The sequence below is a fragment of the Amycolatopsis sulphurea genome (assembly GCF_002564045.1).
Lineage (GTDB): Bacteria > Actinomycetota > Actinomycetes > Mycobacteriales > Pseudonocardiaceae > Amycolatopsis > Amycolatopsis sulphurea.
The window spans coordinates 1,468,711-1,481,052 of record NZ_PDJK01000002.1; the positions used below are offsets into that span (position 1 = coordinate 1,468,711).

The 12,342-nt window shown below is 70.1% G+C and carries 11 protein-coding genes; 2 read left to right on the plus strand and 9 right to left on the minus strand.

Translation table 11 applies throughout. The features are described from left to right. Positions 1-134: 134 nt before the first annotated feature. Complete coding sequence (locus tag ATK36_RS12750) at positions 135-1,274, minus strand: GuaB3 family IMP dehydrogenase-related protein (RefSeq protein ID WP_098511509.1); 1,140 nt, start codon at positions 1,272-1,274, stop codon at positions 135-137. Positions 1,275-1,742: 468 nt separating this feature from the next. Next, positions 1,743-3,254, minus strand: coding sequence for an IMP dehydrogenase (guaB, locus tag ATK36_RS12755; RefSeq protein WP_098511510.1), 1,512 nt, complete (start codon positions 3,252-3,254; stop codon positions 1,743-1,745). 128 nt (positions 3,255-3,382) lie between these two features. Between guaB and ATK36_RS12760 the strand changes: the two genes are divergently transcribed. After that, positions 3,383-3,778: a DUF5319 domain-containing protein gene (locus ATK36_RS12760; RefSeq protein ID WP_170069711.1), complete on the plus strand. Its 396-nt coding sequence runs from the start codon at positions 3,383-3,385 to the stop codon at positions 3,776-3,778. A gap of 385 nt (positions 3,779-4,163) precedes the next feature. Here the strand turns inward: ATK36_RS12760 and ATK36_RS12765 are convergent, their stop codons facing one another. The 5 genes from ATK36_RS12765 to ATK36_RS12785 all read right to left on the minus strand — a co-directional run bounded on the left by ATK36_RS12765 (position 4,164) and on the right by ATK36_RS12785 (position 9,106). Beyond that, the gene (locus tag ATK36_RS12765; RefSeq protein ID WP_098511512.1) at positions 4,164-5,117 is read right to left on the minus strand and encodes an anti-sigma-D factor RsdA; all 954 of its coding nucleotides are present in this window, start codon (positions 5,115-5,117) and stop codon (positions 4,164-4,166) included. 1 nt (position 5,118) lies between these two features. Continuing rightward, positions 5,119-5,691 (minus strand): sigma-70 family RNA polymerase sigma factor, encoded by a 573-nt coding sequence (locus ATK36_RS12770; protein WP_098511513.1) that lies wholly within the window; start codon positions 5,689-5,691, stop codon positions 5,119-5,121. 536 nt (positions 5,692-6,227) lie between these two features. Further along, on the minus strand, positions 6,228-6,824 hold the full coding sequence (locus ATK36_RS12775) for a response regulator transcription factor (RefSeq protein ID WP_020662719.1): 597 nt from the start codon (positions 6,822-6,824) through the stop codon (positions 6,228-6,230). A 131-nt stretch (positions 6,825-6,955) separates the two neighbouring features. Next, entirely contained in the window at positions 6,956-7,861 is a 906-nt protein-coding gene (locus ATK36_RS12780; protein ID WP_387000092.1) for a hypothetical protein, read from the minus strand. A gap of 297 nt (positions 7,862-8,158) precedes the next feature. Further along, positions 8,159-9,106 carry a MerR family transcriptional regulator gene (locus tag ATK36_RS12785; protein WP_098511515.1) on the minus strand — a complete coding sequence of 316 codons (948 nt, stop codon included), beginning with the start codon at positions 9,104-9,106 and terminating at the stop codon, positions 8,159-8,161. 208 nt (positions 9,107-9,314) lie between these two features. Between ATK36_RS12785 and ATK36_RS12790 the strand changes: the two genes are divergently transcribed. Beyond that, the gene (locus tag ATK36_RS12790) at positions 9,315-9,617 is read left to right on the plus strand and encodes a WhiB family transcriptional regulator (protein WP_170069712.1); all 303 of its coding nucleotides are present in this window, start codon (positions 9,315-9,317) and stop codon (positions 9,615-9,617) included. Between the two features lie 707 nt (positions 9,618-10,324). Here ATK36_RS12790 and groL read toward each other — a convergent pair. Both groL and groES read right to left on the minus strand, forming a co-directional pair. Beyond that, positions 10,325-11,935, minus strand: a complete 1,611-nt coding sequence (gene groL, locus ATK36_RS12800) for a chaperonin GroEL (RefSeq protein WP_098511518.1) — start codon at positions 11,933-11,935, stop codon at positions 10,325-10,327. A gap of 98 nt (positions 11,936-12,033) precedes the next feature. Beyond that, on the minus strand, positions 12,034-12,327 hold the full coding sequence (gene groES / locus ATK36_RS12805; RefSeq protein WP_009072407.1) for a co-chaperone GroES: 294 nt from the start codon (positions 12,325-12,327) through the stop codon (positions 12,034-12,036). Positions 12,328-12,342: the final 15 nt, after the last annotated feature.

The following is a 12,342-nucleotide window of genomic DNA, read 5'->3' on the forward strand; positions in this document are numbered from 1 at the left end:
CTGGCGGATCAAGTGGGACCACACGACCTCGTCGCCATCGACGCAGAAGCGCTCGCGGTCGCAATGGACACGCTGCCCGGCCGGGACTGAGCGAACGGCCCCCGCGCGTGTGGGGGCCATTCCCTCCGGCAAGCTCAGCCGCGCACGGTCAGGCCGACGCGCTGGAACTCCTTCAGATCCGAATAGCCGGTCTTGGCCATCGCACGGCGCAGGGCACCGAACAGGTTAACCACGCCCTCCGCGTCCGAGGACGGGCCGAAGAGCAGCGTCTTCAGGTCCACGGCGTACTCCGAATCCGGGCCGGCGACCACACGCGAACGCGGCAGCGACGGGTGCGCGGCCGCGGCCGTCCAGTAGAGGCCCTGACCCGGCGCATCCGACGCGGCCGAGAGCGGCGCACCGAGCATCACGGCATCCGCACCGCAGGCGATGGCCTTCGCGATGTCGCCGGAACTCGTGATGCCGCCGTCGGCGAGGACGTGCACGTAGCGGCCACCGGTTTCGTCGAGGTAGTCACGACGAGCCGCGGCGGCGTCCACGATCGCGGTGGCCATCGGCACCCCGATGCCGAGCACACGATCGGTGCTGGTGACGCCCTCGGAGTAGCCGTGCCCGACGATCACGCCGGCCGCCCCGGTGCGCATCAGGTGCATCGCGGTGCGGTAGTCGCTGACGCCGCCGGCGATCACCGGCACGTCGAGCCGTCCGATGAATTCCTTGAGGTTGAGCGGTTCCGCGTCCCGCTGGACATGCTCGGCGGAGATGATCGTGCCCTGCACGACCAGGATCTCCACCCCCGCGGCGAGCAGATCCGGGGTCAGCTCGGCGGCGTTCTGCGGGCTGACCCGCGCGGCCACCGTGACGCCCGATTCGCGGATCGTCTTGATCGCCTCGGTCAGCAGGTCGAGCCGGACCGGCGCGGCGTGCAGCTCTTGCAGCTCCCGCACGACCGCGGTCGGGTCCTCCCCGTCCTCGGCGGCGCGGACCAGCCGGAAGATCGCCTCTTCCACGTTGGCGTGCCGCGCCCAGAGCCCCTCGGCGTTGAGCACGCCGAGCCCGCCCAGCTCACCGATGGCCACCGCGGTACCGGGCGAGACGATCGCGTCCGTGGGGTGGGTGATCAGCGGCAGGTCGAACCGGTACGCGTCGATCTGCCACGCCGTGGACACCACCGACGAGGACCGCGTCCGCCGCGACGGCACGATCTCCACCTCGTCCAGGCCGTAGGCCCGCCGAGCGGTGCGGCCCATGCCGATCTCGACCAGATCCCGCACGTGATGTCCCTTCTCGAGCCGACGACAACACTGTCCATTGTCGCCAGCCGGGGTCGGTGACCTGCGCACGGGGGGCGGTTTCAGAGCGAAACGCGAGCCGTCGTATCGGTGTGCGGCACCGGCTCCTGGTCGAATAGCCCAGGGTGTCGACAAAGTCGGTGTGAGGGGCCCTGCGCAGACCGCAGAGGTCCGTGAAGGGGCCCTTCACGGACCCGAGACAGGCCCGGTGCACTCCACGAGGTGGTCGCGCGTCTCGAACGCCTCTGCTTCGCCTGCTGCCGGGCGTGATCGACGAAGACGGCAGGTGTCGTCGATGATGACGCGGCAGCCCCGGCTCTCTGCTGATCACGGGTCCTCGACCAACTTTGCCTGGACCCTGGTCGAACAGCCGGCCCGCCCGGACCTGCGGCGGCTGGGTAGTCGCCCGGCACCTCCGCCCGCGCTAGGACGGCGGCGCCGGGAACCGGATTACCGGGTCGTGTAGTTGGGCGCCTCGACGGTCATCGTGACGTCGTGCGGGTGGCTTTCCTTCAGCCCGGCCGCGGTGATCCGCACCAGCTGCGCCTCCTGCAGCTGCGCGATCGTCGAGGCACCCGCGTAGCCCATGCCCGCCCGCAGGCCGCCGACGAGCTGGTGCACCACGTTCTCGAGCGGGCCGCGGAAGGGGATCCGGCCCTCGATGCCCTCGGGCACCAGCTTGTCCTCGTTGAGCACGTCGTCCTGGGCGTAGCGGTCCTTGGAGTACGACTTCGCCTGGCCGCGCGACTGCATGGCGCCCAGCGAACCCATCCCGCGGTAGACCTTGAACTGCTTGCCGTTGACCAGAATCAGGTCACCGGGCGACTCCGCGGTACCGGCCAGCAGACTGCCCAGCATGACCGTGGACGCGCCGGCCGCGATCGCCTTCGCGATGTCACCGGAGTACTGGATGCCGCCGTCGGCGATCACCGGCACCCCGGCCGGACGCGCGGCCTGGTCGGCCTCGTAGATCGCGGAGATCTGCGGCACGCCGACGCCCGCGACGATGCGCGTGGTGCAGATCGAACCCGGGCCGACACCCACCTTCAACCCGTCGACCCCGGCGTCCACCATTGCCTGCGCGCCCGCGCGGGTTGCCACGTTGCCGCCGACGATGTCGACGGTGTCGCCCAGCTCCTGCTTCAGCAGCCGTACGGCGTCGACGACGGCGCGCGAGTGTCCGTGCGCAGTGTCGACCATCAGCACGTCTACGCCTGCTTCAGCGAGCGCCATGGCGCGCTTGTGCCCGTCCGCACCGACACCGACCGCCGCACCGACGATGAGCCGGCCGTTCGGGTCCTTGCTGGCGTTGGGGTACTGCTCGGTCTTGACGAAGTCCTTGACCGTGATCAGGCCGCGCAGCTTGCCCGCGCCATCGACGATCGGGAGCTTCTCGATCTTGTGCCGGCGCAGCAGGCCGAGCGCGGCCTCCGCGGTGACCCCGACCTGCGCGGTGACCAGCGGCGCCTTCGTCATGACTTCGCTGACCACGCGGGTGTGGTCGACCTCGAACCGCATGTCGCGATTGGTGATGATGCCCACCAGCGAACCGGACGCGTCGGTCACCGGGACACCGGAGATGCGGAACCGCGCGCACAGCGCGTCGACCTCGGCGAGTGTGTCGTCCGGCGAGCAGGTGACCGGATCGGTGACCATGCCCGCCTCGGACCGCTTCACCACCTCGACCGCGGCGGCCTGCTCCTCGACCGGCAGGTTCCGCTGCAGCACGCCGATGCCGCCCTGCCGCGCCATCGCGATCGCCATCCGGCCCTCGGTGACGGTGTCCATGGCGGCCGAGACCAGCGGCACGTTGAGCGTGATATTGCGGCTGAGCCGGGTACTCGTGTCCACCGCGCTGGGCATGATGTCGGACTCGGCAGGCAGCAGCAGCACGTCGTCGAAGGTGAGGCCGAGCATCGCGAATTTGCTGGGCACGGCGGGGGTGATGCTTTCGCTGGTCATGCGGGCGAACGGCCTTCCTGGCGGGAGTGAGCGGAGCGGTGGTGGACGGGCTCGGACCTTCCCCTCATGATATCCGCGCCGCGCCCCCGGCCCGGGCGGGTGGGGACGGGCGCCACACTGCGGGTAGCGTGCAGGCCGTGCCGCACGATGTGTTGCCCCCCGACCCCTTCGAGGACGATCCGGACGACCCGGCCCGGGCCTTCCTCGATTCCGACGACCATCCGGGCGAGCCGATCAGCTCGGACGAACGCACCGAACTGCTGGCCGACCTCTCCGATCTCGCCGTCTACCAGGCGCTGCTGGAGCCGCGCGGGGTCCGCGGCATCGTGGTCGACTGCGGGGAGTGCGACGAGCCCCACTACCACGACTGGCACCTGCTGCGCGCCAGCCTGGAGCAGCTGCTGTCGGACGGCCGGATGCGCCCGCACGAACCGGCGTTCGACCCGAATCCCGGCGACTACGTGAGCTGGGACTACTGCCGGGGCTTCGCCGACGGAGTGACCGCGAACGAGAGCGCCTACTGACAGTCGTCGTCCCCTTCACGCCCTGGTGAGGTTGCTCACCAGGGCTTTTCCTGTAGCCGAATGTTGTCCACAGGGTTGTCCACAGGGGGCGATAGCTGTGGATAACCCAATCGGGGGATGACCGGTGCGGCGGTCTCGACGCGCGGCTCCGGTACATGATCGGGGTGCCTGGATCGCGCCGCATCGCGACGGTTTTCCCTGGTCGAACGGGTCGACCCGGGAGCCCGGATCGTGCGGCCGGTCGTCGATCGGGCCGTTCCGGACAGAGTACGCCAGGTTCGGCGGTGCAGAAGCCGAGCCCGGCCGCGTCACCTGTCCACGACGTGACCGTACGGCTCGCGACGCCTGAGGTTTCCGTTTCTGACGGGAACCTCAGCGGGCCAGGTCACGAACCGCTCGTCGTGCCGTTCAGGCTTGCCGCCGTGCCGTTCTGCGTCGACTCGTTGCGCGGGCTGCCGTTGGTACCGCTGCCGGATCCCGGATCGTGCGGCGGAACACTGGAACTCGGCGCGGGAGGCTCGGTGGTCACCGAACTGGGCGGCGCGGAGGTCGTCGGCGCCGGCTGGCTGGTGCTGCCGGACCCGGGCACCGAAGTCGGAGCGGCAGCGGTGGGCTGCTGCTGCGGCTGGCTGGTCGGCGGGTTCTTCACCGGCGGCGCGCTCGCCTGCGTCGAGGGCAGTTGTCCGCCGGTCGGCGGGGCCGGGACTCCAAGCTGCGCGGCCAGCTGGCGATGCTGCTCCAGGAGCTGATCACGGTTTTCCGCGTCGGTCACTTGATTGAGCGCGGCCTGCGCGTCGGCGAGCGCACGGCGGGCGTCGGCGAGCCGGTTGTCCGCCAGCGCCAGGTTGGCCTTTTCCAGGTCGAGCTTCGCCGTGGCAGCGGCCTCGACGGAACGAGCGTGATCGCCGTACAGGACCTTCGTGAGCCCCCACAGCGTGTCTCCGGGCTGAGCGTCCCGGGCGGCGAGGCCGGTGCCGGTGAACGCGATCGCGGCGGCGGCACAGGCGGCGGCCACCGGAACGAAGAAGCGGCGTCTTCGGCTGCGCGCGGTCTGCCGGTGGGCCAGCGAGGCTTGCTTCACCGTGGCGACCGCGGTGCCGACGTCGACGAGCTCGGCGAGCGGCTCGCTGTCGACGTCCCTTCGCCAGGACAGCAGCAGTGCGTTGAGTTCCAGGTCGCCGAGTTCGTCGGCGAGCGCCGGATCGGTACCGCCGAGTGCGTCGAGCAGTGCGTCATCGGCCTGGATCGCCGTGAGGTCACCGTCGGCCTCGGCTTCGTAGCCGGTCAGGCCACGGGTCTGCGCGGAAGGCGTCAGATCGCGGTCGTCGTGGTCGGCCACTTCAGATCACCTCCTCAGCGGCGAGCACCTTGCGCAGGCGGGCCAGCGCGCGGTGCTGGGCGACACGGACCGCGCCGGGTGTCGACCCGACGGCCTCCGCGGTTTCCTCCGCCGACAGCCCCACCACGACCCGCAGCACGACGATCTCCCGCTGCTTGTCCGGCAGCACCTGCAACAGCTGTGCCATCCGCTCGTTCAGCTCACCCTGCAGCGCACGCTGTTCCGGGCCGACGCCGCTCTCGACCTCGTCCGGGATTTCGGCGACCGGATCCGCACGGTTGCGGCCCGCCGCTCGATGCGCGTCCGCGACCTTGTGCTGCGCGATCCCGTAGACGAATGCCAGGAAGGGGCGGCCCTGGTCACGGTACGATGGCAATGCCGTGAGCACCGCGAGACACACCTCCTGCGCAACATCGTCAGCCGAAGCGAACGAACGCTCCTGCCTACCAACCCGAGCGCGGCAGTACCGCACCACAAGGGGACGGATGGCCGCAAGCAACCGCTCGACTGCCTGAGGTTCTCCCTCGACAGCGGCGGTGACTGACTCTTCCAGTCCATCCCCCACAGTGGCCATCGCAGACAACAGTCCCAGTGTTACGTGTAGGCGTGCAAACAATCCGGCGCGTGGTCATCCAGCCCCTCGACCGGCCACAGTTACCGTACCGTCGACGTCGAGACGGACAACCGCCAGAGGTGGGCGACCGGCGGGCCACCCGGCCGCCCACCTGCTTCGGACGACCGATTACCGCAGCTCAGCGGCGTTTTCGACACTCGCGGTGGCGGCCTGTCCAGCGGAGTGGGATCAGCCACGGCCTCCTGGAGCAGCAGAACCATACTGCCGTCGCCGGGCGAACGGACCAGCGCCGTGGTGCAACCGGACGCAGGGGCCGGTCGCGACTGGTCCGTCCGGATACCGCGCGGACCAGCAGCGACACTCTGCGTACCACCAGGCAGAACGATCCGTGCGTCCGGACTTGCCGCGGGACTGGCCCGTACCGTGGCCGGGCGCCGGAGCAGCCGGACACAGGTACGGGCCAGGGCTTCACGCCCTGGCCCGTTGTCACCGTGGCTGGTGGTTCGGCAACCCCGTCTCGACCCGTTCGTCCGGGGTCAGGACACCAGTCCGCGGCGGAAGCCGTGCGCCACCGCTTGCGCGCGGTCGCGCACGCCGAGCTTGCGGAACAGCCGGCGGGCATGCGTCTTGACGGTGTCCTCCGACAAGTACAGCTCCCGGCCGATCTGGCCGTTGCTCTTGCCCTGGCTCATACCGCGCAGCACCTGCAGCTCGCGCTCGGTGAGCTGGACGCCCGGGTCGGACGGCTGCCGCGGCGCGGGCACCGAAGTGCTCGCGAGGGTATGCGCGAGGGCGGCGACCAGCTCGGGGCGCGAGGCGTCCCAGCGCAGGTAGCCGCGGGCACCGCCGGCGATCGCGGCGGCGATGCTGCCCGCGTCGTCCGGAGCACCGAAGACGATGACGTTCGCCTGGGGGTTGGCGGAGACGAGCCGGCGGGTGGCCTCGACGCCTGTCGGGACCGCTCGCTGCGTCCCGACCAGCACGACGTCGACCGGCTGACGGGTGTACCGGGCCAGCAGCTCGTCACCGTGCGCTACGCAGTCGATGCGACTGACCCCAGGCACCGCGGACATCACACGGGTGAGCCCTTCGCGGACACTGCGTCGGTCGTCGCAGATCAAGACCGTCGTCACGGGGTTTCCTTCCTGCAGCCGGGTGACATTCCACTTCCCCTATCGGACGCTTTAGCTCGAACCTTGACACGATCCGGTGGCTTTTTTTGAAGTTTCTTAGCCCGGATGCCGGAACCGCCCTTCCAGCAGGCTCACCCGGCCCCCGCGGGCACCCACGGCGACTCCCGTGCGATCCGCATCACACAAGGATCAGCTCGCTGTAACACTGCGTGCAACACCTCGCGGCTCCTGAATCGATACCGCTCGGCGTGCCCGGTGTCCAGGTCCGCCGTGACCTGCGCCGCCACCCAGGTAAGTGAATGAAGTTCATACTTTTCGGCCTCCTCGAGCGCCGCCCCGAGCAGCTCGATCGCCCCTCCCTCCCCGGCGGCGGTCAGCGCCACACCGAGCACGATCGCGGACTTCACCGCGTGCCGCCGCGCCCCGCGAACCCGGGCGATCTCAAGCGCCCGCCTCGCCGGCGCGACCGCGTCCGGGGGCCGTCCGCCGGCCAGCTCGATCTCGGCGGCGACCCAGCCGCCCCGTACCGCCGCCCGCCAGCGCCGGTCCGCCTGAGCCGCCCGGACGGCCAGCCGCCGAGCCGCTCCGCTCCGCCCGAGCGCGAGATTGTCGGCCGCGAGACCGAGCAACGCATCCGCCCGCGCCCCCGCGACGTCCAGCCCGTCAGGATCGATGACGTCCGGATCGGAGCTCGCATGGTTGGCCGCAACGGCCGCGCTTCGGTCGTCGGGGGCTGCCCCAGTCCGCGCACCGCCGGGATCAGCAGATGCGGGATCGGCTGCGTCCGAACGCCCTGCCTCCGCAACGCCCGTGACGGCGGTGGGCAGCCCAGCACCGTCCGGATCGGCCGGGTGCCGAGCCGCGCCGTTCGGGTCTCTCGCCACCGAGCCGGTGGGATGCTCTGGGCCAGAATCCCGCCGAGAGCCGTACGCCCCGTCGTTGCGCTTTTCGACTCGGTCTTGCCCAGTCGCGCTGCGGCCTGGTGCCACATCGCCGCCGTCTAGTTGGCCTGGACGCACCGCCCTGGCTCCCACCATCAGCAACGCCGCACCGTCCAGCTTCCGGGCGGCGGCGTGGCCGCCGAGTTGCCGTCGGTGGGACGCGAGCGTGCTGCCGGCCAGAGACGCGACGACGGGATCGGGCTCACGGCGTAGCCGGTCGAGGATGGTGGTCGCGGCGGCGTACCGACCGCGGGCGCCCAGGACGATCGCGGTCAGCAGGCGTCGCCTGGGTGAGGTCCCCGGCACGTCACCGGACAGCAGGCGGGCACCACCGATCAACGGCGGGTCGCCGAACGCGAGGGCGATCAGGGTCTCTTCGTCCACTCGCTCTTTTTAGCGCGGACCACCGACAAGGACGTGCTCGACGCGGTCGGCAGCGATCGACAGGTCAGGAAGCAACTCGACCTTCACCGGCAACGACACCGGATCCCAGCCGGGGCCACAGGCGAACAGGCGACTGCGTTGCCGGCCACGTGATATCCGCGCAAACACCCGCGGGTCAGCAGCAGCACGACGGCGTGCCCACAGCACGACGGCTGCCGGCGCGCTCCTGCGTACGGTCACCGCGAGCACTTCCGGAGGCAGCGGTGTGCCGAAAAGGTGCGCACCGACCCGCCGCCCGGCCAACGAGGCCGACAGCGCGTACAGCGGCATCGTGTCGCGTTCCTCAGGTACGCACGCCAGCAGCACCGGACGTTGGTTACGCGGTTGGTCAAGCACCGGCGTCGCCCGTACTAGGGCCGCGTACACGCACTCCGCCAGCATGTACTCCACTTCGGCGCCCGCGTGCACGCCACGCCACCGCGCGCCGAGCGCCATGAGCACCGGGTCGACAACGCCGGACCACGCGGGCAGTACGCCCAGCTCGTCTATTGCGTCCGCGAGCATCCGCTGTACCGCGCCGACGTCCATGGCCAACGCCGCCGTGCTCAGCCGACGCGCGAGGCGCGACGGCACTTCGCCGTCGTCGGGCGCAGGACTCGGCGTGGCGGCTGCGGCCGGCTCAGGCGGCACAGGCACGGCTTCGACCCGCGGCATCTGCTCCAACGCGTACCGCGCTGCTTCGGCCGTCGACGCACCGCGAAGCAGCGCGCGCTGCATCAACTCGAGACGGCCGATGTCGGAGCTGCCGTAGCGGCGATGACGCCCATCGGTATGTCTGCTGGGGCCGAGACCGTAGCGGCGATCCCAGGTACGAAGGGTGGACGGGGCGACCCCGAGCCGACGGGCGACCGAGGCCACCGGCAGGGTGGGTTCTCCTTCGCTCGATCCGGATCCCACCCGGTCAATATCCAGGCCACTCGCGGCCCCGGCAACCCGAACCAAAACCCCAGCTCACACATCCGGGGGATGCCTAACGGCTGAATCGCCGCAGATCTATTGAACAACTATTGGCGCGCTTCTAACGTTACGGCCGTTGCACCGAATGGAGTATCGGCACCACAGCAGAGCAGCTAATGGCATCGACCGGATGACGGAGGCGGTCAGGATGGCAGACACGCGCAGGCTCCCCGGCCCCAATGCGGACATGTGGGACTGGCAGCTGGAGGGGTCGTGCCGGGGGATGGACAGCGCGTCCTTCTTTCACCCGGACGGAGAGCGTGGGCCGGCGAGAGCCCGGCGGGAGGCGAGGGCGAAGGCGATCTGCCTGTCCTGCCCGGTGCTGGAATTGTGCCGCAAGCACGCACTCGCCGTGCACGAGCCGTACGGCATCTGGGGCGGCCTCTCCGAATCGGAGCGGGAAAACCTCCTCCGGCAGGACAAGCGGGCGCTGACCATGGCGCACAGCTGACCCACAGCGGCAGCGACGGGGCGGTGTCCACATCGGACGCCGCCCTTTTCGCTGTGCGTTGCCGTGTGGGTGCCGCGGCCCGGCGGCCGTGCGTTGGGCGGCCTGCCACGCTTGCTGCCTGCCGTGCTTGCGCTGCGGCCTGACGCGCGTTGCCGACTTCCGTCCAGCGCCTGCCCGGCTGCGTCGACGCTGCCCTATCGGGCGGCTACGCCCCGCCTCACGAACCGGCAATCCGGCCCCGGCCGACCAGCCTGAGCCACACGTCCTCCCCGCCACTCGCTGAGGCGCCATGACTCGGTGGAGTTCCCTCAGCAGCCCCCACCTCAGCAGCCCCCACCTCAGCAGCCCCCACCTCAGCAGCCCCCACCGCTCCCAGGGGGGACAGCCCCAGCCCAAGTCTATCCGCCACCCCAGACAAAACCCGACCATCCACCAAGTCATCCACAGCACCGACGAGTTGGGGACAACCAAAAACACGCAGGCCAAAGCACCCAGCGGAGAGCAGGCCAAGCAGAGACACCGAGCGCCAAGCAAAAAACCGGAAGCCCACCGAACGACCTCCAGGAATGCCGAAGGGGCGGCCCTCCCGAAGGAGAACCGCCCCAAGGCGGAGACACAAACTCAGCGCCTGGAAACCGCAAGGCCTCAGCGAACCCGCAGTGACCAAGGCGACCAAGGCCGCCCCAGCCGAAGCGCCCGAGAAACCCTCAGTGCGCGTGCCCGTGACCGGCGGCCTCGGGCTCCTCGTCGACCGGCTTCTCGACCACGGAGCTTTCCGTGGTGAGGACGAGCCGGGCGATGGAGGCCGCGTTGGCCACGGCCGAGCGGGTCACCTTGACCGGGTCGACGATGCCGGCCGCGATCAGGTCGGTGAGTTCGCCGGTGGCCGCGTTGAAGCCCTGGCCCCAGCTCTGCTCCTGGACCTTGTTCACGATGACCGCGCCCTCGTGGCCCGCGTTGGTCGCGATCCAGAACAGCGGGGCGCTGAGCGCGTCGCGGACGATGGCCACACCGGTGGCCTCATCGCCGGAGAGCTCGAGCCCGGCGAGTTCCTTGACCGCGTGGACCAGCGCCGAGCCGCCGCCGGGCAGGATGCCCTCCTCGACGGCCGCCTTCGTCGACGCCACGGCGTCTTCGATGCGGTGCTTGCGCTCGTTCAGCTCGGTCTCGGTGGCCGCGCCGACCTTGATCACGGCCACGCCGCCGCCGAGCTTCGCGAGCCGCTCCTGCAGCTTCTCGCGGTCCCAGTCGGAGTCGGTGGTCTCGATCTCCTTGCGAATCTGCGCGGTCCGGGCGTCGATGGCGTCCTTGGTGCCCGCGCCGTCGACGATCGTGGTGTCGTCCTTGGTGACCACGATCCGGCGAGCCCGGCCCAGCTGCGCGAGGCCGACCTCGGACAGCTTCTGGCCGATCTCCGCGGAGACCACCTCGCCACCGGTGACCACGGCGAGGTCGTCCAGGAACGCCTTGCGGCGGTCACCGAAGAACGGCGCCTTGACCGCGACCGCGGTGATCGTCTTCCGCAGCGAGTTGACCACCAGGGTGGACAGCGCCTCGCCGTCCACGTCCTCCGCGATGATCAGCAGCGGCTTCTTGGCCTCGACGACCTTCTCCAGCACCGGGAGCAGGTCGGCCAGCGCCGAGATCTTCTCGCGGTGCAGCAGCACGTAGGCGTCCTCGAGGATCGCCCGCTGGTCCTCGGGGTCGGTGGCGAAGTGCGCCGACAGGAAACCCTTGTCGAACTGCACACCCTCGGTGATCACCAGCTCGGTCGCCAGCGTGGACGACTCCTCGATGGTGATCACGCCGTCCTCGCCGACCCGCTCCACGGCCTCGCCGAGCAGCTGGCCGATGGTGGCGTCGCGCGAGGTCACGGTGCCGACCTGGGCGATGTTCTCGCGGCCCTTGACCGGGGTGGCCCGGGCCTTGAGCACCTCGACGACCTTGTCCGCCGCGGCCTCGATGCCCTTGCCGACCGAGGTCGGGTTGGCGCCGGCGGCGACGTTGCGGAGACCGTGCTTCACCAGCGACTGGGCCAGCACCGTGGCGGTGGTGGTGCCGTCGCCGGCGACGTCGTTGGTCTTGGTGGCGACGTTCTTGGCCAGCTGCGCGCCGAGGTTCTCGAACGGGTCTTCGAGGTCGATCTCACGAGCGACGGTGACCCCGTCGAGAGTGATCGTCGGCCCGCCGAACTTCTTGTCGAGGACGACGTGCCTGCCGCGCGGGCCGAGGGTGACCTTGACCGCGTCGGCGAGCTTGTTCACCCCGCGCTCGAGCGCGCGACGAGCGTCCTCGTCGAAACTGATCTGCTTGGGCATAGCGCTTTCCGCTTACCTTTCGGGTGTCGTGCGACGCAAAACGCCCCGCACCCCGGCATGTGCGGGGCCCGGGGCGTCTTTGCGCTGCGAGTGACGCGTCAGTTGATGACGGCCAGCACGTCGCGGGCGGAGAGGATCAGGTAGTCCTCGCCGTTGTACTTGACCTCGGTACCGCCGTACTTGGAGTAGATCACGACGTCGCCGACAGCCACGTCCAGCGGAACGCGGTTGCCCTTGTCGTCGATCCGGCCCGGGCCCACGGCCAGAACCTTGCCCTCCTGGGGCTTCTCCTTGGCGGTGTCGGGGATGACGAGGCCGGAAGCGGTCGTCTCCTCGGCCTCACTCGTCTGGACAACGATCTTGTCCTCGAGCGGCTTGATGTTCACGCTCACCGGGTTGACCTCCAC

Bases quoted from the DNA above. Each gene is read 5' to 3' on its own strand.
- ATK36_RS12790 (WP_170069712.1), top strand. From the start codon at position 9,315: ATGGCAGACACGCGCAGGCTCCCCGGCCCCAATGCGGACATGTGGGAC.
- ATK36_RS12780 (WP_387000092.1), bottom strand. From the start codon at position 7,861: ATGGTGGGAGCCAGGGCGGTGCGTCCAGGCCAACTAGACGGCGGCGAT.
- ATK36_RS12770 (WP_098511513.1), bottom strand. From the start codon at position 5,691: ATGGCCACTGTGGGGGATGGACTGGAAGAGTCAGTCACCGCCGCTGTC.
- guaB (WP_098511510.1), bottom strand. From the start codon at position 3,254: ATGACCAGCGAAAGCATCACCCCCGCCGTGCCCAGCAAATTCGCGATG.
- groL (WP_098511518.1), bottom strand. From the start codon at position 11,935: ATGCCCAAGCAGATCAGTTTCGACGAGGACGCTCGTCGCGCGCTCGAG.